At 72.4% G+C, this 18,095-nt stretch carries 18 protein-coding genes; 9 read left to right on the top strand and 9 right to left on the bottom strand.

What is annotated here, in order from left to right; all coding sequences use genetic code 11:
- Positions 1 to 52: 52 nt before the first annotated feature.
- Positions 53 to 355, top strand: coding sequence for a hypothetical protein (locus tag OHU74_RS23875; RefSeq protein WP_371617779.1), 303 nt, complete (start codon positions 53 to 55; stop codon positions 353 to 355).
- A gap of 173 nt (positions 356 to 528) precedes the next feature.
- On the opposite strand, the gene OHU74_RS23870 is transcribed toward OHU74_RS23875, so the two are convergent.
- Positions 529 to 1,287 (bottom strand): ferritin-like fold-containing protein, encoded by a 759-nt coding sequence (locus OHU74_RS23870; protein ID WP_330298430.1) that lies wholly within the window; start codon positions 1,285 to 1,287, stop codon positions 529 to 531.
- A 456-nt stretch (positions 1,288 to 1,743) separates the two neighbouring features.
- On the opposite strand from OHU74_RS23870, the gene OHU74_RS23865 reads away from it, so the two are divergent.
- From OHU74_RS23865 to OHU74_RS23855, 3 genes are all read left to right on the top strand, one after another.
- On the top strand, positions 1,744 to 3,843 hold the full coding sequence (locus tag OHU74_RS23865; RefSeq protein WP_371617778.1) for a DEAD/DEAH box helicase: 2,100 nt from the start codon (positions 1,744 to 1,746) through the stop codon (positions 3,841 to 3,843).
- A gap of 109 nt (positions 3,844 to 3,952) precedes the next feature.
- Positions 3,953 to 4,846 carry an alpha/beta fold hydrolase gene (locus tag OHU74_RS23860; protein ID WP_371617777.1) on the top strand — a complete coding sequence of 298 codons (894 nt, stop codon included), beginning with the start codon at positions 3,953 to 3,955 and terminating at the stop codon, positions 4,844 to 4,846.
- A 100-nt stretch (positions 4,847 to 4,946) separates the two neighbouring features.
- Entirely contained in the window at positions 4,947 to 5,099 is a 153-nt protein-coding gene (locus OHU74_RS23855; RefSeq protein ID WP_330298427.1) for a hypothetical protein, read from the top strand.
- A 100-nt stretch (positions 5,100 to 5,199) separates the two neighbouring features.
- Here the strand turns inward: OHU74_RS23855 and OHU74_RS23850 are convergent, their stop codons facing one another.
- The 4 genes from OHU74_RS23850 to OHU74_RS23835 form a co-directional block, all read right to left on the bottom strand.
- Complete coding sequence (locus OHU74_RS23850) at positions 5,200 to 5,805, bottom strand: MarC family protein (RefSeq protein WP_371617776.1); 606 nt, start codon at positions 5,803 to 5,805, stop codon at positions 5,200 to 5,202.
- 138 nt (positions 5,806 to 5,943) lie between these two features.
- The gene (locus tag OHU74_RS23845; protein ID WP_371617775.1) at positions 5,944 to 6,810 is read right to left on the bottom strand and encodes a PHP domain-containing protein; all 867 of its coding nucleotides are present in this window, start codon (positions 6,808 to 6,810) and stop codon (positions 5,944 to 5,946) included.
- Between the two features lie 55 nt (positions 6,811 to 6,865).
- Positions 6,866 to 7,507 carry a DUF6758 family protein gene (locus OHU74_RS23840; protein WP_371617774.1) on the bottom strand — a complete coding sequence of 214 codons (642 nt, stop codon included), beginning with the start codon at positions 7,505 to 7,507 and terminating at the stop codon, positions 6,866 to 6,868.
- Positions 7,508 to 7,587: 80 nt separating this feature from the next.
- Entirely contained in the window at positions 7,588 to 8,172 is a 585-nt protein-coding gene (locus OHU74_RS23835; protein ID WP_371617773.1) for a suppressor of fused domain protein, read from the bottom strand.
- A 380-nt stretch (positions 8,173 to 8,552) separates the two neighbouring features.
- On the opposite strand from OHU74_RS23835, the gene OHU74_RS23830 reads away from it, so the two are divergent.
- Positions 8,553 to 9,677, top strand: coding sequence for a magnesium and cobalt transport protein CorA (locus OHU74_RS23830; RefSeq protein WP_371617772.1), 1,125 nt, complete (start codon positions 8,553 to 8,555; stop codon positions 9,675 to 9,677).
- 104 nt (positions 9,678 to 9,781) lie between these two features.
- A complete protein-coding gene (locus OHU74_RS23825; RefSeq protein WP_371617771.1) occupies positions 9,782 to 10,294 on the top strand; it encodes a hypothetical protein in 513 nt (170 codons plus the stop codon).
- Positions 10,295 to 10,311: 17 nt separating this feature from the next.
- Here the strand turns inward: OHU74_RS23825 and OHU74_RS23820 are convergent, their stop codons facing one another.
- Positions 10,312 to 11,103 carry a hypothetical protein gene (locus OHU74_RS23820; RefSeq protein ID WP_371617770.1) on the bottom strand — a complete coding sequence of 264 codons (792 nt, stop codon included), beginning with the start codon at positions 11,101 to 11,103 and terminating at the stop codon, positions 10,312 to 10,314.
- A gap of 222 nt (positions 11,104 to 11,325) precedes the next feature.
- Here OHU74_RS23820 and OHU74_RS23815 point away from each other — a divergent pair, with 222 nt between their 5' ends.
- From OHU74_RS23815 to OHU74_RS23805, 3 genes are all read left to right on the top strand, one after another.
- A complete protein-coding gene (locus OHU74_RS23815) occupies positions 11,326 to 12,633 on the top strand; it encodes a magnesium transporter MgtE N-terminal domain-containing protein (protein WP_371617769.1) in 1,308 nt (435 codons plus the stop codon).
- Positions 12,634 to 12,826: 193 nt separating this feature from the next.
- Positions 12,827 to 13,333, top strand: coding sequence for a DUF1003 domain-containing protein (locus OHU74_RS23810; protein WP_330301049.1), 507 nt, complete (start codon positions 12,827 to 12,829; stop codon positions 13,331 to 13,333).
- Between the two features lie 42 nt (positions 13,334 to 13,375).
- Positions 13,376 to 14,545: an Mrp/NBP35 family ATP-binding protein gene (locus OHU74_RS23805; protein ID WP_330298418.1), complete on the top strand. Its 1,170-nt coding sequence runs from the start codon at positions 13,376 to 13,378 to the stop codon at positions 14,543 to 14,545.
- A gap of 149 nt (positions 14,546 to 14,694) precedes the next feature.
- Here OHU74_RS23805 and OHU74_RS23800 read toward each other — a convergent pair whose 3' ends face one another.
- The 3 genes from OHU74_RS23800 to OHU74_RS23790 all read right to left on the bottom strand — a co-directional run bounded on the left by OHU74_RS23800 (position 14,695) and on the right by OHU74_RS23790 (position 17,883).
- Positions 14,695 to 15,414, bottom strand: a complete 720-nt coding sequence (locus OHU74_RS23800; RefSeq protein ID WP_371617768.1) for a hypothetical protein — start codon at positions 15,412 to 15,414, stop codon at positions 14,695 to 14,697.
- 155 nt (positions 15,415 to 15,569) lie between these two features.
- Positions 15,570 to 16,025 carry a sec-independent translocase gene (locus OHU74_RS23795; protein ID WP_371617767.1) on the bottom strand — a complete coding sequence of 152 codons (456 nt, stop codon included), beginning with the start codon at positions 16,023 to 16,025 and terminating at the stop codon, positions 15,570 to 15,572.
- A 115-nt stretch (positions 16,026 to 16,140) separates the two neighbouring features.
- Positions 16,141 to 17,883 (bottom strand): trypsin-like peptidase domain-containing protein, encoded by a 1,743-nt coding sequence (locus OHU74_RS23790; RefSeq protein ID WP_371617766.1) that lies wholly within the window; start codon positions 17,881 to 17,883, stop codon positions 16,141 to 16,143.
- Positions 17,884 to 18,095 lie beyond the last annotated feature (212 nt).

Genomic DNA, 18,095 nt, shown 5'->3' with positions numbered 1-18,095 from the left:
GCCAGTTGAGGCACCACCCCGGTACGCCACCGTCGCTTTGGGAGGATCCCCCATGCTGCTGATCGAGGCGCTTGGCTCCGCTCTCCTGGGCCTGGCCCTGTCCGGGGCGGCCGTCCGAGCGCTCGCCCAGCGGCTGCCCTCGCCGAGGATGGTGCTGGTGAGCGGGGTCTCCGGAGCGCTCTTCGGGGCGTACCTGACGCACACGGCCCTGGGCCCCGGGCACAACACCCTGCTCGCGACCTTCATCGGCGGGGTACTGGTTTCCTCGGTGGTCCTGTCCCTGCTGCTGCGCCCGGCCCAGCTGCCCGGGAGGCCGTCCCCCCGGACTCCGTTTTCGGTTCCGACGCGGGGCTGACCGACGCCGCGGGCCCGGATGACGACGGGCCCCGGGCGACGGCGCTGGATGACCACGGCCCCGGCGACCACCCCGGCGACCTCGGTCCCGGACCGCACGACTGACGACGTACGCCGGCCCCGGCGCGGATCACTCCGCGCCGGGGCCGGCGTACGTACGGCGAAGGGGCGGGGTCAGGCCGCGAGGCCCAGGGCCGCCATGCGCTTGGTGTGCGCCTTGGTGATGCGGGTGAACATCTCGCCGACGGCCGCGAGGTCGAAGCCGGCGGCCATGCCGTCGACGCCACCGACCAGCATGGTGGAGAGCGCGTCGCGCTCGGCGACCACGCGCTGCGCCTGCGACAGCGCCTCGCCCATCAGGCGGCGGGCCCACAGCGCGAGCCGGCCGCCGCAGCGCGGGTCGGCCTCGATGGCGGCGCGGACCTTCTCGACGGCGAAGCCGCCGTGGCCCGTGTCGTCCAGCACGCTCACGACGAGCCCGCGGGTGTCGGTGTCGAGGTGCGTGGCGACCTCGCGGTAGAAGTCACTGGCGATCGAGTCGCCGACGTAGGCCTTGACCAGGCCCTCCAGCCAGTCCGACGGCGCGGTCTGGCGGTGGAAGTCGTCGACGCCCTTCGCAAAGGGCTCCATGGCCGCGGTGGGGTCCGCGTCGATAGCGGCGAGACGGTCGCGGAGCCTCTCGAAGTGGTGGAATTCGGCGGAGGCCATCTTCGCGAGCTCGGCCTTGTCGCCGAGGGTGGGCGCGAGTTTCGCGTCCTCCGCGAGGCGTTCGAAGGCCGCGAGTTCGCCGTACGCGAGCGCCCCGAGGAGATCGACCACAGCAGCCTTGTACTGCGGTGATGCGGAGGCCGTGGCCCAGTCCTGGGCGGCGATTCCGGCCGCCTCTGCGGGGGCGCTGCCGTCGGCGGGCGATGCGTTTTCAACGGTCGACATGCTCCGCACAATAGCTCGCCGAAAGGCACCGCGAACCACCTGCTCAGTCCACGTAAACGCGCCTACCTGATGAATTCACCCGACACAGCTGCGAGATTCCGGGGTACAGTGGTAATGCGCCTGCCGAACACTCGGCGGGCCATCCGAATGAGGATGCCCGGTCGGTGGCCCGATCGGCTCCACCCGACCGCCCTCGGCGTGAAGCGTACGTTCATACGTACCGCCTCCCACGAGGGGCCCCCTCAGCGGCATAAAGCGCCTGAGCGATGGCTCGTGGTCCCGCGCAGTTTGCACGGCCCGCCCAGATTTGGGTGGGCGTAGTACTGCAAGCCCGGCACGGTACGACCCCCTTCGCCGCCTCGCGCCGCGTCTCACAGAAGAGGCAGCACCCTGACTACGTTCCGTGACCTCGGGATTCTCCCCGAGACCGCCGAAGCCCTCGAGGCCGTCGGCATCGTGTCCCCCTTCCCGATCCAGGAGATGACCCTCCCCGTCGCCCTTTCCGGCACGGACGTCATCGGCCAGGCCAAGACCGGAACCGGCAAGACGCTCGGCTTCGGCCTTCCGCTGCTGGAGCGGGTCACCGTCCCCGCGGACGTCGAGGCGGGCCGGGCCCGGCCCGACCAGCTGACCGACGCCCCGCAGGCACTCGTGGTGGTTCCGACCCGCGAGCTGTGCACCCAGGTCACCAACGACCTCCTGACCGCGGGCAAGGTCCGCAACGTCCGCGTCCTCGCCATATACGGCGGCCGCGCGTACGAGCCGCAGGTCGAGGCGCTCAAGAAGGGCGTCGACATCATCGTCGGCACCCCGGGCCGCCTGCTCGACCTGGCCGGCCAGAAGAAGCTCGATCTCTCGAAGATCCGCGCCCTCGTCCTGGACGAGGCCGACGAGATGCTCGACCTGGGCTTCCTGCCCGACGTCGAGCGGATCATGAGCTACCTGCCGCCTAAGCGTCAGACCATGCTGTTCTCGGCGACCATGCCGGGCGCGGTCATCGGACTGGCCCGCCGGTACATGACGCAGCCGACGCACATCCGCGCCGTCTCCGAGGACGGCGAGGGCGCGACCGTCGCCAACACCACGCAGCACGTCTTCCGTGCGCACAACATGGACAAGCCGGAGCTCGTCTCCCGCATCCTGCAGGCCGAAGGCCGCGGGCTCGCCATGATCTTCTGCCGCACCAAGCGCACCGCGGCCGACATCGCCGAGCAGCTCGAGAAGCGCGGCTTCGCGTCCGGCGCCGTCCACGGCGACCTGGGCCAGGGCGCCCGCGAGCAGGCGCTGCGCGCCTTCCGCAACGGCAAGGTCGACGTGCTGGTCTGCACCGACGTCGCCGCCCGCGGTATCGATGTCGAGGGTGTAACCCACGTCATCAACTACCAGACGCCCGAGGACGAGAAGACCTTCCTGCACCGTGTGGGCCGCACCGGCCGCGCGGGCAAGAAGGGCATCGCCGTCACCCTGGTCGACTGGGACGACATCCCGCGCTGGCAGCTGATCAACAAGGCGCTGGAGCTGGACTTCCACGACCCGGTGGAGACGTACTCCACGTCCCCGCACCTGTACGAGCTGATGAACATCCCGGCCGGCACCAAGGGCATCCTGCCGCGCGGCGAGCGCACGCGGGCCGGCCTGAAGGCCGAGAACCTGGAAGACCTGGGCGAGACCGGCGGCCGCGGTGGCCGTGGCGGTCGCGACGGCGGCCGTGACAGCGGTCGTGGTGGCCGTGACAGCGGCCGCGATGGCGGCCGTGACGGTCGCGGGGCTGCCCCCGTCGCCGCTCCGGCGGCCGAGGAGCGTGCTCCCCGTACGCCGCGCCAGCGTCGCCGCACCCGCGGTGGCTCGGAGTCGGGCGTCGTCGAGGCCGTGGCCACGGCCGCCGTGGTGACCCCGGTCGCCGAGGCTCCGCAGGCCGCGCAGGTCCCGGCCGCCGCGCAGGCTCCGGCCGTCGAGGAGGCGCGCAAGCCGCGCCGCCGCCGGACCCGGTCCGCCGCGCCGGCCGCCACCTTCGTCGCCCCCGCGACGGCGCTGGAACCCCTGGCCCCGTTCGTCGTGGAGCCCGAGCCCGACTTCCAGATGGCCCCGATGGTGGAGCCGGTCCGCGCCTCGCGGAGCAGCGCCCCGCGGAGCAGCGCCCCCCGCAGCAGCGCCCCGCGCGCCCGTGCGCCCCGCAAGGCCGCGGCCGCCCCGGTGGCCGAGGTCGTCGCGCAGGCCGCCGTGGTCGAGGCTCCGGTCGCTGCGGTCGCTCCGGCCGTCGCCGCGGTCGCGGTCGCGGTCGCCGAGGAAGCCCCGGTCAAGCCGAAGCGCACCCGGACCCGCAAGGTCGCCGTTGCCGCCCCGGCCGCCGAGGTCGTCGCCGAGGCCGCCGCTCCGGTGGCGGAGGAGGCTCCGGTCAAGCCCAAGCGGACCCGCACCCGCAAGGTCGCGGCCGCCGCCCCGGAGGCTCCGGCCGCCGAGGCCGCCGCTCCGGCCACCGAGGAGGCTCCGGTCAAGCCGAAGCGCACCCGGACCCGCAAGGCCGCCGCAGCTCCGGTGGAGACGCCGGAGGCGTAACGCCCGTCCGATGGCCCCGATCCCCTTCCGAGGGGGCCGGGGCCATCGGCGTATCCGGGCCCGTCCGGTCGCACTGCCGTACGGGGCTACGGGCCGGTAACCTCGGGCCATGAGCAAGCCGCCGAGCCTCACCCTGCCCCCCGCGGGCCGTGCGTACCGCCTGTCCACCGCCCGCGGCGAGTTCGCCGTGCACGAGGCCTCCCCCGGGCTCGGCTCCGGCGGGCCCGTGCGCGGCACCGCCCTGCTGGTCCCCGGCTACACGGGCAGCAAGGAGGACTTCATCGGCCTCCTCGCGCCGCTGGCCGCGGCGGGCTACCGGGTGGTCGCCGTCGACGGGCGGGGCCAGCACGAGAGCGGCGGCCCGCGCACGGAGGCCCCGTACGCCCTGGAGGAGCTGGCCAAGGACGTCCTCGCGCAGACGGCGGCCCTGGCCGACGGCGGCCCGGTGCACCTGCTGGGGCACTCGCTGGGCGGGCTGATCGCCCGGGCGGCCGTGATCCGCGATCCGGCCCCCTTCGCGAGCCTCACGCTGATGAGCAGCGGCCCGCGCGCGGTCTGCGAGGACCAGCAGGACCGTACGAAGATGCTGATCTCCGCGCTGGAGGTGATGGGCGAGGACATGCCCGGCATCTGGGCCGCGATGCGCGCCATGGATCCGCGCGACGAGGCCCCCGATTCCGCCGAGCTCGCTCAGTTCCTGCGCGAGCGGTGGGTGGGGACGGTCCCGGAGCAGCTGATCGTCACCGGCCGGGCGCTGGTCAGCGAGCCGGACCGGACCGCGGAGCTCGCCGCCGCGGCGCCCGGGCTGGCGAAGCTGGTGCTCTCGGGGGCCTCGGACCCGGTGTGGCCGGTGGAGTGGATGGACGACACGGCGCGGTTGCTGGGCGCTTACCGGGTAGTGGTCGCGGGTACGGCACACTCGCCGAACGCCGAGGATCCGCTGGCCACGGCGGCCGCCCTGGCGGGGTTCTGGGACTCCTGCGGGGACTCCGATACCCACTAGTACTTAGCCAGTGAAAAAATTTCCTTAGCGTAGGGAATGTTTGCGGCTTACACTTCGTTAACCCTGTACGTAGGAGAAACACGACGAAGGGAGAAGCCCCATGCGCTTCGAGATTCTGCGCCTGGACGATGTCGACGGATCTGCCGTGGACAGCACCGTCGTGGACGCGGCCTCCGTCAACCGGATCGTGCAGCAGGCCGCGGCCATCGGCCAGCGCATCCTGATCCGACCGGCAGCGACCGCTTCCAACTGACGACTGGCACATGCCACCGCAAATATGAACGCCCCCGTACCGGATCGGTACGGGGGCGTTCGCATGCGCGCCGGTCACGGCAACAGCCGCGAGAGACGGCCTAGGCCGTGTGGATCACCTGGATCACGCCGTTGATGATCTGCTGGACTGCGATCGCGGAGAGCATCATGCCGGCCAGCCGCGTCACGAGGACCACGCCGCCGTCCTTGATCACGCGGATGATGACGAGCGAGTAGCGCATCACCACCCACAGCACGACGTGCATCGCGATGATCGCGCACCAGACGGAGAGCTGGCCGGTGAACCCGTCGGCCTTCTGGACCGCCAGGATGACCGACACGATCGCGCCGGGCCCGGCGAGCAGCGGCATGCCGAGCGGGACGAGCGCGACGTTCACGTCCTTGGTCTGCTTCGGCTCGTCGGTCTTGCCGGTGAGCAGGTCGAGCGCGATGAGCAGGAGCAGCAGACCGCCCGCGATCATCAGGGCCGGCACGGAGACGTGCAGGTAGTTGAGGATCTGCTGACCGCAGATGCCGAAGACGGCGATGACGCCGAAGGCGACGCAGACGGCCTGCCAGGCCATCCGGCGCTGCACCTTGGCGGGGCGGCCGGAGGTCAGGGCGAGGAAGATGGGCGTGATCCCCGGGGGGTCCATAATCACAAAAAGCGTGAGAAAGAGGGATCCGAAGACGGCGAAATCGAGCACAGTGATGCCTTGCAGGAGAGGGGTGTTACGAAAAAGGGCGTGGTGGCGTGCGGCGGGGGCAGCGGTCGGCCGCCACGTAGGGGTACGAGTACGGGTACGAGTACGGGTACGAGTACGGGTGGTGCGTGCTGGCAGCCGTCAGCCGCGTACGCGTCCACCCGCGCCGGGAACGGGGAACGCCCCGGTCGCGCGGCGCGTGATCTCACCGTAGATCTCGGGGTCGGTCGTGTAGTCCCCGAGGCGGCAGGTCTTGCGTCCGCCGTGGTAGTCGCTGGACCCGGTGGTCAGCAGACCGAGCTCGCCGGCCAGGCCGCGCAGACGCGCGCGGGTGGGGGCGTCGTGGTCCATGTGGTCGACCTCGATGCCGTCGAGTCCGGCTTCGGCGAGCGCCGCTATCGCGTCGTCGGAGACGCACGTACCGCGCTTGACGGCGGCCGGGTGCGCGAAGACGGTGACCCCGCCGGCCGCCTTGACCAGGCGGACCGCGTCGAAGGCGTCGAACTCGTGCTTCTCGGCGTACGCGCGGCCGCCGTCGGCGAGCCAGTCCGGCGTGAACGCGTCGGAGACGGTGCGGACCACGCCGAGCTCCACGAGCGCGGTGGCGATGTGCGGCCGGCCCACGGAACCCTCGCCGGCGATCCGGTCGACCTGCTCCCAGGTGACGGGGACGCCGAGGTCCTGCAGCTTGCCGATCATGGCCAGCGCGCGGGGGGTGCGGTCGTCGCGTACGAGTTCCCGCTCGCGGGAGAGCTCGGGCTCCTCGGGATCGAAGAGGTAGGCGAGCATGTGCAGCCCGATCCCGTCGAGGCGGCAGCTCAGCTCGGCGCCGGTGACCAGGGTCAGCCCCTCGGGCAGCGCCTCGATGGCCTCGCGGTAGCCGCTCACGGTGTCGTGATCGGTCAGCGCGACCACGTCGAGCCCACCGGCGGCCGCATTGCGGACCAGCTGCGCGGGGGTGTCCGTACCGTCGGAAGCCGTGGAGTGGGCGTGCAGGTCGATGCGCACGGCCGGGCTCCAGGTGGGTGGTGGGTATGACGGGGGACGCTCAAGGATACCCGGGTCAGGAGGACAAAATACGCGGACTCAAGGCTCCGCAGGGCAGGAGCTCCACCTCGGCTCCCGCGTCCCGCAGGTCCGTCAGGACGAGCTCGTCGTACATCAGGAGCCCCGACTGCTCCGGCCAGACGATGGCCCACAGCCACAGCCCGCGCGCCTCGCCCGCGAAGACGGCCCGGTCGTCCGGGACGCCGCTCACGTGCCACAGCGGCGTCGGGCGGCCCGCGGCGACGACCTTGGTGTGCGGCGGGGCGGAGACGTTCATGTAGGAGCCCGGATCGGGGGCGTCGATGCCCGCGAACCGCGCGCCCAGGCCCACGCCCAGTTCCTCCGCGATCAGCACCAGCTCGCCGATGCCGCCCAGCGGGCCGGGGCCCGAGCAGGCCACGGCCGTGGCCCGGCCGCCGCTGCGGTCGTCACCGGCGGACGCGACCCCGGTGAACAGCCATCCCACGGGCAGCGGCCACGGCATCCAGACCGGGACCTGTGCCCGGTTGACCACCACGCTCAGGCCCTCGACGCTCGGCGGGATCACCGGCTGCAGGGGGTGCACCGCTCCGTGCACCGTGCACTGCCAGGAGTCGGCGAAGAGACCGGGCGCCCTGACCCGGCCACCGCACTTCGGGCAACTCGGTTCGCCCCTCATACGAAGCCACGCTCCTCCCCGCCGCGCGCCCCGTCAAGACGCGATCACCCGTCCGGGCGGCCGGGTTCCGTTGAGGACCTTCAATCCAGTGCGACGGCCGTACGCAGAGGGTCCCGCAGATCCGTGCCGTGCGCGAGCCAGCGTTCCTGGAGGGCGGCCGCGCCGTGCACCCGCTTCCACGCCGCCTCGTTGGCCGTCATCGGCAGGAGCGGGAAGAAGGCCACCGGGTCCATGGGGGCGTCGAGGGCGAGGTCCTCCACCAGTCCACCGGGCTCCGCCACCAGTACGGAGGTGAACGCCGCCCCGTCCCACAGCGGTTCCCCCACGTCCAGCGAGGCCCCGGGAGCCACGATCAGCCCCTCCACCTGGGGCGCCGCGCCGAGCACGGCCAGCGGCCGCAGCAGCTTGTCGGTGGGCGCGAGTCCGCCCCGTACGGTCAGCACGAGCTCGGCGCGGGGGCCCCGTACCGGATCGGCGACCACCACGGTCGGGTCGGCCATCGGATGGGCGGACATGCCGAGGGTCGCGTACCGCACCAGGTCCCCTTCCGTGAAGCGGAGTACTTCGATGCGGTCGGTGCCCAGGAAGGTGACGGCCGCGCGTGCGTCGGGTTCGCCGAGCGCGCTGCGCAGCCGGGCTTCCACAAGGGCCAGAATTTCTGCCATGGACCGAGCATAGAACTCGTATCAGCCGGGTAAAGGGCGGGTCTTGACCATCCGTCGGCTGATATCGTTGACCGCTGGTCGGGGACGCTCTCAGAAGAGAAGTTTCAGTGCTCCGGCGACAGGACGTCCCCTACGGGGGACCGGCCGGAGGAGGTGGGGTCTGCGGTGGATCGAAGTCGATCGTGCAGTACCAATCGCTCTTCCACTTCGCTGACGGGCGTTCCGCGCCCCCTTTGATCCCCTCACCCGGATCAGTCGAAGAGCGACGGCAGAACTGTGTCCTCCGTCCTTTTCCTTCCGCCTGACCGGGCCCTGCCGGCCGCGGCGGCGGAAGCCTCCCACCCGTACGGTCCGCAGCCGTGCGCGAGAAGGAGCCTGCCATGTCGATGCTGCCCTACCTCCGTGCCGCCGTCCGTCCGGCACTGCGCCGGTCCACCCCCGTACAGCCCGGCTACGACACCACCCGCGACCCCTCCGCGAGCACCGCGGTGGTCGACTGCGCCGTCTACCGCGACGGGCGGCGCGGCGGGTCCGCGATGGACGGCGGGCGCCTGACGCCCCGTGAGGCGATGCGGCAGGTCCGCGAGGACGGCGGTTTCGCGTGGATCGGCCTGCACGAGCCGACCGAGGACGAGTTCGCCGGGATCGCCGCCGTGTTCGGCCTGCACCCGCTCGCCGTGGAGGACGCGGTCCACGCCCACCAGCGGCCGAAGCTGGAGCGCTACGACGACACCCTCTTCACCGTCTTCAAGACGATTCACTACGTGGAGCACGCCGAACTCACCGCCACCAGCGAGGTGGTGGAGACCGGCGAGGTGATGTGCTTCACCGGCCCCGACTTCGTCATCACCGTCCGGCACGGCGGCCAGGGCTCCCTGCGGGGTCTGCGCCACCGCCTCCAGGACGACCCGGCGCTCCTCGCCCGGGGTCCGTCCGCCGTGCTGCACTCCCTCGCCGACCACGTGGTCGACGGTTACATCGCCGTCGCATCGGCCGTCCAGGACGACATCGACGAGGTGGAGAGCGAGGTCTTCGCCGCTCCCGCCAAGGGCAGTGCGCGCGGCGGCGACGCGGGCCGCATCTACCAGCTCAAGCGCGAGGTGATGGAGTTCAAGCGGGCCGTCTCCCCGCTGCTGCGGCCCATGGAGCTGCTCAGCGAGCGCCCGATGCGGCTGGTGGACCCGGACATCCAGAAGTACTTCCGCGACGTCGCCGACCACCTGGCGCGCGTCCACGAGCAGGTCGTCGGCTTCGACGAGCTGCTGAACTCGATCCTCCAGGCCAATCTGGCGCAGGCCTCCGTCGCCCAGAACGAGGACATGCGCAAGATCACCTCGTGGGCGGCGATCATCGCCGTGCCGACGATGATCTGCGGGGTGTACGGGATGAACTTCGAGAACATGCCGGAGCTGCACTGGCGCTACGGCTATCCGATGGTGATGGCCGCCATCGCCGGCAGCTGTTTCACCATCCACCGGGCCCTGCGCCGCAACGGCTGGCTGTAGCGGCCCGGCGCGCGTCCCGGCAGGCGTCCGGCCGGGCATCCGGCCCGGCATCCGGCCCGGCGTCCGGCTGCGGGGGCGCACCCGCCGCTGGCTACCCTGTGCGCATGACTCTCAGCGCGCTCGATCTGGCCCTCGTCGAGGAGGCCACCAAGAAGTCCGGCCTCATCTGGGTCCGCGGCTCCGGGGCCGACCGCGGGCTCTGGCACGCCTGGGTGGACGGCGCGGCGCACGTACTGGGCGACGGGCCCGGCGAGCAGCCGTTCCCGGGCCTCGCGGACGGGGCGGCCGCCGAGGTGACCGTACGCAGCAAGGACAAGGGCGGCCGACTCGTCGCGTGGACGGCGACCGTACGGGAGCTCGTGCCCGGGAGCGAGCCCTGGCAGGCCGCGGTGGCCGAGCTCAAGGGCAAGCGGCTCAACGCCCCCGACTCGGCGGAGATGACCGACCGGTGGGCCCGGGAGTGCCGGCTGCTGCGCCTGGAGCCGGAGTCCGTGCGGGCCGAGCTCCCGTCCGGGTCGCTGGCCGCGGTTCCGCTGGACTCCCCGGCGATCACCCGCCGCCCCGCCCCGGCGGCGCTGCCCAAGCTGCTGCTCAAGCGCAAGAAGGCGGCCCGCTGAGCGCTTGCCCCCGCCGGTCAGCTCTTGGGGGCGGTGCCCTGGCCGGAGCCCTTGGAGGCGGACGGGGCGGGGCTGGCTCCCTGCCCCTTGGTCGTCGGCAGCTGGGACCCGTAGTCCACCGTCTGGTCCTGCGCCGGGGGCTTGAGCTCGACGGGCTTGCCCCAGTCCTCCAGGACCAGCCGGCCGGCGCCGCCCGCGCGTTCCATCAGGAGCGGGTAGGGGACGCCTTCCAGGGAGACGGAGACCTTGCCGCCCTTGCCCTTGTCCGCCGAGACCTGGACGACCCGGGTGTGCCCGACCTTGGTGTAGTCGCCCTTGCTGAGCTGCCCGTCGAGCCCGAGGAGCCCGTCCAGGAGCACGTGCATGTCGGTGAACACGAGGAACTGCTTGTAGGAGGGGTCTCCCTCGGGCACCTTCACGAACTTGTCGCCGAGCTTGCCGGCCGCCTCGGACTGGCCCCAGAACTTGGCGCCCGCCTTGAGGTAGAGCTGGGAGCCCACGCGCAGCAGCTCGAAGGTGGTGTCGTCCTGCGACTTCACCTCGCCGGAGCCGCCGTCGGCCCCCAGCTTCATGTCGAGGGTGAAGGATTTGCCGCCGCTGACCAGGACGCCGGACAGGTGGACCGACGTGGCCCCCGTGGCGGCCTCCTTGGCCTTGTTCTCGATCTGCTCGGCGGAGAGCTTTCCGACCCCGTTCGTACCCTCGTCGGGGTCCGCCCCGCATCCCGTACCGACGACGGCCAGGCCGGCGCACAGGGCTCCGGCGAGGGCGGCCCGGCGCAGCCGTGCGGAGGGGAGATAGGCAGTCACGGGCAGGTGCCTCTCGTCGTTCGTCTTCGAGCAGCTGGCAGCGTACCCGGCCAGGGGCGGAAGCCCTCGCGATGCCCCGGACGGTGCCGGTGCGTGGCCGTGCGGCGCCGGTGCGTGCCCGTGCGGACGGCCCCACCAGGAGGTTGCGGCGGGCACGGGCTAACCTGAGGGACGGCAGTACCGGTGATCGACGGATGACGCACGCTCGTAGGAGGCGCTCGGATGGCGGCAGGCGCCCCACGGATCTTCGTCTCGCATCTGTCGGGTGTGCCCGTGTTCGATCCCAACGGCGACCAGGTGGGCCGCGTCCGCGACCTCGTCGCGATGCTCCGCGTGGCCGGCCGGCCGCCGCGGCTGCTCGGCCTGGTGGTCGAGGTGGTCAGCCGGCGCCGGATCTTCCTGCCCATGACCCGGGTGACGGGAGTCGAGTCCGGGCAGGTCATCACCACCGGGGTCGTCAACATGCGGCGCTTCGAACAGCGCCCCACCGAGCGGCTGATCCTCGGCGAACTGCTCGACCGGCGGGTGCGGCTGGTCGCGGACGACGAGGAGGTCACCGTCCTCGACGTGGCCATCCAGCAGCTGCCGGCCCGCCGGGACTGGGAGATCGACCGGATCTTCGTACGGAAGGGCAAGTCGGGCGCGCTGCGCCGGCGCGGCGAGACCCTGACCGTCGAGTGGTCGGCGGTGACGGGCTTCTCGCTGGAGGAGCACGGGCAGGGCGCCGAGAACCTGGTCGCCACCTTCGAGCAGATGCGCCCGGCGGACGTCGCCAACGTCCTGCACCACCTGACGCCGAAGCGGCGCGCCGAGGTGGCCAACGCCCTCGACGACGACCGGCTCGCGGACGTCATGGAGGAGCTGCCCGAGGACGAGCAGGTGGAGATCCTCGGGAAGCTGAAGGAGGAGCGCGCGGCCGACGTCCTGGAGGCGATGGACCCGGACGACGCGGCCGACCTGCTGTCCGAGCTGCCGGAGGACGACAAGGAGCGGCTGCTGACGCTGATGCGGCCGGACGACGCGGCCGACGTGCGGCGTCTGCTGTCGTACGAGGAGAACACCGCGGGCGGTCTGATGACGACGGAGCCGATCGTGCTGCGGCCCGACGCCACGGTCGCGGACGCGCTGGCCCGCGTACGGCAGTCGGACCTGTCGCCGGCGCTGGCGGCGCAGGTGTACGTGTGCCGGCCGCCGGACGAGACGCCCACGGGCAAGTACCTGGGCACGGTGCACTTCCAGCGGCTGCTGCGGGACCCTCCGTTCACCCTGGTCAGCTCGATCGTGGACACCGGTCTGGCGCCGCTGCGGCCGGACTCCTCGCTGCCGGTGGTGACCAGCTACCTGGCCGCGTACAACATGGTCGCCGTGCCGGTGGTCGACGAGAGCGGCTCGCTGCTGGGCGCGGTCACCGTGGACGACGTACTGGACCACCTGCTCCCGGACGACTGGCGGGAGACGGACTTCCATTCGGAGGGAGCCGGCGGGCCCGAGGATCCCGAGCGTGCGGAAGAGGCCCTACGTGACCACTGACCGGGGGCGCGGCGACCAGGCCGCGCGCGAGCGCAGGCGCGAACAGATCCGGGAGCGGCGCGAGCAGGCGAGGCTGCAGGCCCGCGAGCACGGGCTGTCGGCGGAGTCGGCGGAACGTTCCTCCGACGCGCACCGCGAACGGGCCAAGAGCGGCGGCTCCGCCACTTCCGGGTCCGGGACCGGATCGAGCGCGCTGACCCGCTCGCGCGCGCGGCTGGACCTGCCGCGCCCGGCGCGCCGGCGGCTGCTGCCCGAGTACGACCCCGAGGCGTTCGGACGGCTGTCGGAGCGGGTGGCACGCTTCCTCGGCACGGGCCGGTTCATCGTCTGGATGACCGTCGTCATCATCGTCTGGGTGCTGTGGAACATCTTCGCGCCGCAGCATCTGCGCTTCGACACGTACCCCTTCATCTTCCTGACCCTGATGCTGTCGCTCCAGGCCTCCTACGCGGCCCCGCTGATCCTGCTCGCGCAGAACCGGCAGGACGACCGGGACCGGGTCAACCTGGAACAGGACCGCAAGCAGAACGAGCGCTCGCTGGCGGACACCGAGTACCTGACGCGCGAGATCGCGGCCCTGCGGATGGGCCTGGGAGAGGTCGCCACGCGCGACTGGATCCGGTCCGAGTTCCAGGACCTGATCAAGGAGATGGACGAACGGCGGCTATTCCCCGCCGAGAGTGACGAAGGCGACCGCTAGCAGCCTTTCCTGCGGCACGCTACCGAGCCGTACCATCGGGGCATGGCTACCGACACAAGCTCCGCCGGCACTGCCGCCGTGCCCGAGCAGGACGCGATCCTGGACGCGCTGGCGACGGTGAACGACCCCGAGATCCACCGGCCGATCACCGAGCTCGGCATGGTCAAATCGGTGGAGATCGGCGACGGCGGCGCGGTCGCCGTCACCGTGTACCTCACGGTGTCCGGCTGTCCCATGCGCGAGACCATCACCAACCTCGTCACCGAGGCCGTACAGCGGGTCCCCGGCGTCACCTCGGTCGCCGTCACGCTCGACGTGATGAGCGACGAGCAGCGCAAGGAGCTCGCCAGCACCCTGCGCGGCGGCACCGCCGAGCGCGAGGTCCCCTTCGCCCAGCCCGGCTCCCTGACCCGCGTCTACGCGGTCGCCTCCGGCAAGGGCGGCGTGGGCAAGTCCTCCGTCACCGTCAACCTGGCGGCCGCGATGGCCGCCGACGGCCTCAAGGTCGGCGTGGTCGACGCGGACATCTACGGCCACAGCGTGCCGCGCATGCTCGGCGTGGAGGGCCGCCCCACCCAGGTCGAAAACATGATCATGCCGCCGTCCGCGCACGGCGTGAAGGTCATCTCCATCGGCATGTTCACCCCCGGCAACGCGCCGGTGGTCTGGCGCGGTCCGATGCTCCACCGGGCCCTCCAGCAGTTCCTGGCCGACGTGTTCTGGGGCGACCTGGACGTCCTGCTGCTCGACCTGCCGCCGGGTACCGGCGACATCGCGATCTCCGTGGCCCAGCTGGTGCCCAACGCCGAGATCCTCGTCGTGACCACCCCGCAGCAGGCTGCGGCCGAGGTCGCGGAGCGGGCCGGCTCGATCGCCGTGCAGACGCACCAGAAGATCGTCGGCGTCGTCGAGAACATGTCCGGGCTGCCCTGCCCGCACTGCGACGAGATGGTCGACGTGTTCGGCTCCGGCGGCGGCCAGCGGGTCGCCGACGGCCTGACGAAGACGATCGGCGCGAACGTGCCGGTGCTCGGCTCGATCCCGATCGACGTGCGCCTGCGCGAGGGCGGCGACGAGGGCAAGCCGGTCGTCCTGTCCGACCCCGACTCCCCGGCGGGCGCGGCCCTGCGCGCCATCGCCGGCAAGCTGGGCGGCCGCGCCCGCGGCCTGGCGGGCATGTCGCTGGGGATCACGCCGCGGAACAAGTTCTGATGTAACCCTAGGTGTGGGCAATCGTTCCGCAGGGCGGAACGGGTGGGCACACCGGAACCACAAGCAGCCCGCACGGGCCGCGCAGCGCAAAGGGCACCGCCGACCGGCGGTGCCCTTTCCCGTACCCGCACCCGTACCGGCCCGCGCGGCTACTCGTACGCGCCGAAGTCCCCGATCGCGGAGAACCCGATCCCGTACGCGCTCATCCCGCGCCCATACGCGCCCAGGTGAACCCCGCTCCCGGTGGAACCCGCCAGCACCCACCCGAACTCCGACTCGCGGTAGTGGAACGGCGTCGGCTCCCCGTCCACGGGCAGCGACAGCGTCGACCACTCCTCCCCGTCGAGCGCGTCCGCCAGCTCCCACGCGGCCTCGGTCTGCTGGTCGAGCCAGTCGTCGCGCAGGGTGTGGTCCATCTGCACGGGCCAGCTGTACGCCAGCAGCCCCGAGCCGGCCAGCCAGGCCGCCGAGGAGACCGAGGTGGCCTCCAGGACGCCGGTGCCGTCCGAGCTGCGGCGCAGCGGGTTGCTCGCGACGGTGACGACCACCGCGAAGCGCTCCTTCTCGCCGGTGGCGATCTCGCCGCGGGCGGAGGGCTCGTCGCCGTGGCCCGTGGAGCCGTGCTCCACGCTGCCGTCCGCGCCGATGCCGACCTGCATGAGCCAGCGGGGGCCGGTGAAGGCCCCGTCCAGCCCGTACCAGGGGAAATCAGCCCGCAGGTAGCCCTCCGCCGTGCGGCGGGCCGCCGGTACGGGCGCTGCGGCTGCCTCCTGGGACAGCCGCGGATGCTCCTGCGGTGCCGGCTGCGCGGGTGCTGTCGCCGTCTCGGCGGGCTGCGTGCCCACCCGGCTACTGCTCGTCGTCTCCATCTGAGCGGCCTCTCGTTCCGTGGGGTCCGCAACGGCCCTCCCCCGTGGTGCTGGGGGGACCCCCTCCCTGGGGCGTCCTGGGTCCGGACTCATGGAGGATAGCCACCGGACCCCGGATCACCGGGCAGGCAGGCTCGCGCGTGGTATCGGGTGGCTCAGGTGGCGTCCGCGTCGAAGACCGTGCGCCGCTCCTGCGCCGGGGCGGCGGGCTTCTTCAGCAGGTCCGGACCGCCGCTCGAAGCGGGAGCCGCGGTGTCGCCGGAGGCGGCCGGGGTCGGGACCGGTTCGGCTTCCTTGCTGTTGACGGCGTCGGTGACGTCGTTCAGCTCCTTGCGGAGGTCGAAGGAGCTGCGGATGTCCTTGAGGTCCTCGTTCTCCGCCAGCTGCTTGCGGATGAAGTTCTTCGGATTGAGGTCCTCGAACTCGAAGTCCTTGAACTCCGGGCCGAGTTCGGAGCGGATGTCCTGCTTCGCGCTGTCCGAGAACGCGCGGATCTTCCGGATGACGCCTGTGACGTCCTGGATGACCTTGGGCAGCTTGTCCGGGCCGAAGATGAGAATGGCCAGCACTACGATCGTGACCAGTTCGAGTGCGCCTATGTCGTTGAACACCTTGCCGCTCCTCGGCTCTCTTCGGGTCAGGCCCGACACACGGTACCCGGCCGGGTCCACCGGCCCATACATCAGGACCGCTCATTCATGGAACGGTCCCGCTTTCACGCTCCCGTCACGACCCGTTCGCCGACCCGAGGACCACTTCCAGCGTGCGCTCCCGGCCGTCCCTGAGCACGGTGAGGGCGAGGGGATCGCCCGGCCGGTGGGCCCGGATCTTGATGACGAGCTCGTCGCCCCCGTGGACCCGTACCCCGTCCACCTTGGTGATCACGTCGCCGGGCTTGATCCCGGCGCGGGCTCCCGGACCACCGGCGACCACGGCCGGCTTTCCACCCTCGCCCTTCTCCCCCACCCGGGCCCCATCGCCGGAGTACTCCATGTCCAGGGTGACGCCGATCACGGGGTGGGTGGCGTGGCCGGTGCGGATGAGCTCCTCGGCTACGCGCTTGCCCTGGTTGACGGGGATGGCGAAGCCCAGACCGACGCTGCCGCGCTGCTGGCCCGAGCTGTCGCCGCCGTCACCGCCGTCGCCGCCTCCGCGGATGGCGCTGTTGATGCCGATGACCTGGGCCCTGGCGTCGAGGAGCGGGCCGCCGGAGTTGCCGGGGTTGATCGGGGCGTCGGTCTGGAGCGCGTCGACGTAGCTGACGTCGCTCCCGTCGCCCTTGTCGCCGCCCGCGGTGATGGGACGGCCGGTGGCGCTGATGATGCCGGCGGTGACGGTGTTGGAGAGGTCGAAGGGGGCTCCGATGGCCACGACGGGGTCACCGACCCTGACGTTCTCGGAGTTCCCGAGCGCGAGGGGCCGCAGCCCCCGTACGCCGGTGACCTGGACGACGGCCAGGTCGTAGCCGGTGTCTCCGCCGACCAGCTCGGCGGGAACGCTCTCGCCGGTGCTGAAGGTGACCGTTATGCGCTGGGCGCCGTGGACCACGTGGTTGTTGGTGAGGATGTGCCCCTGCGCGTCGAGCACGAAGCCGGTGCCGGTCGCACTGCTCTGCGCGCCGCTGACGTGCAGGGTGACCACCCCGGGCAGCGCGGTGGCGGCGATCCCGGCGACGCTGTCGGGAGCCCGGCCGCGGTCCGGCGCCGCTGCGGCCTGCGGGAGTTCCAGACGGGTGCTGGCCTTCCGCTCGGCGAGCACACCGACGACACCGCCGATCGCACCCGCGAGGAGGGCGATCCCGACCCCGAGGACGACACCCTGCCGAAGCCGAACCCGCCGGGGCCCCGCCTTCCCCCGGTCCAGCACCTGCAACGGCCCCACGGACCAGGGGTCATAACGTGGCGCCGCACCGGCACCCGCCCCCGCCCCGCCGTCCGACACGGCCGCCGACGCCGCTACGTCCCCCTCGCGCGGCCGCCGGTCCTCCGCGGGCCGACTCCACCACACCGGCCCTGAGGAGACCCCGCCCGCGGCCAGGGCAGCCTCGGGGTCCGGGGCCGGATGCGGGCCGGTGGCCTCGGCGTCCGGCTTCCGGGCGGCTGTCGCATCGGGGTCCGGGGGCGAGAGGGCCCCGGCGTCCCCGGCCGGGGCGGCCTCGGGGTCCGTCGTCGGATGCGGGCCGGTGGCCTCGGCGTCCGTCGTCGGATGCGGGCCGGTGGCCCCGGCGTCCGGCTTCCGGGCGGCTGTCGCATCCGGGTCCGGGGGCGAGAGCGGCGCGGCTTCCGGGGTCGGGGTGCCGTCCTGTGCGGTGCGCGGAGCCGGTACGGGGGCTTCGGCCGTCCCGGCGGCGGGGCGATCGGCGCGGCTCCACCATCGGGGGAGGCGGGACAGCCTGGGCGGCCGGGGCGCGGGAGCTTCGGCCGGGGCCGGCGTCTCGGCCGCCGGATCGGTCTGCTGACTGTCGGACATGGGCGCTCCCCGCGTACCTGACTCCGCCGGCCGCCCGGAGCGGCACATCTGGCGCAGATTCAACCAGGTCACCCATCCACCCCATCACCCCGCCCGCCCACGGACGGTGAGAAGCCCGAGCGGGCCCGTCGGGCAGCTGCCCGCGCCCAGCGGGGCGAGAGGGGCACCAGCGCCCGCGCAGGGACGCGCACGCACCCGAACGCCCCGCCACC

It is taken from the genome of Streptomyces sp. NBC_00454, assembly GCF_041434015.1.
Taxonomy (GTDB): Bacteria; Actinomycetota; Actinomycetes; order Streptomycetales; family Streptomycetaceae; genus Streptomyces.
Note: the sequence above shows the minus strand (reverse complement) of the source record. Positions and strands in the feature narration are given on the sequence as shown.

What these genes read in the sequence shown, in the direction of transcription:
- OHU74_RS23875 (WP_371617779.1), top strand. Translation starts at nt 53, where the DNA reads ATGCTGCTGATCGAGGCGCTTGGCTCCGCTCTCCTGGGCCTGGCCCTG.
- OHU74_RS23870 (WP_330298430.1), bottom strand. Translation starts at nt 1,287, where the DNA reads ATGTCGACCGTTGAAAACGCATCGCCCGCCGACGGCAGCGCCCCCGCA.
- OHU74_RS23860 (WP_371617777.1), top strand. Translation starts at nt 3,953, where the DNA reads ATGAGCAAGCCGCCGAGCCTCACCCTGCCCCCCGCGGGCCGTGCGTAC.
- OHU74_RS23855 (WP_330298427.1), top strand. Translation starts at nt 4,947, where the DNA reads ATGCGCTTCGAGATTCTGCGCCTGGACGATGTCGACGGATCTGCCGTG.
- OHU74_RS23840 (WP_371617774.1), bottom strand. Translation starts at nt 7,507, where the DNA reads ATGAGGGGCGAACCGAGTTGCCCGAAGTGCGGTGGCCGGGTCAGGGCG.
- OHU74_RS23835 (WP_371617773.1), bottom strand. Translation starts at nt 8,172, where the DNA reads ATGGCAGAAATTCTGGCCCTTGTGGAAGCCCGGCTGCGCAGCGCGCTC.
- OHU74_RS23830 (WP_371617772.1), top strand. Translation starts at nt 8,553, where the DNA reads ATGTCGATGCTGCCCTACCTCCGTGCCGCCGTCCGTCCGGCACTGCGC.
- OHU74_RS23825 (WP_371617771.1), top strand. Translation starts at nt 9,782, where the DNA reads ATGACTCTCAGCGCGCTCGATCTGGCCCTCGTCGAGGAGGCCACCAAG.
- OHU74_RS23815 (WP_371617769.1), top strand. Translation starts at nt 11,326, where the DNA reads ATGGCGGCAGGCGCCCCACGGATCTTCGTCTCGCATCTGTCGGGTGTG.
- OHU74_RS23805 (WP_330298418.1), top strand. Translation starts at nt 13,376, where the DNA reads ATGGCTACCGACACAAGCTCCGCCGGCACTGCCGCCGTGCCCGAGCAG.
- OHU74_RS23800 (WP_371617768.1), bottom strand. Translation starts at nt 15,414, where the DNA reads ATGGAGACGACGAGCAGTAGCCGGGTGGGCACGCAGCCCGCCGAGACG.
- OHU74_RS23790 (WP_371617766.1), bottom strand. Translation starts at nt 17,883, where the DNA reads ATGTCCGACAGTCAGCAGACCGATCCGGCGGCCGAGACGCCGGCCCCG.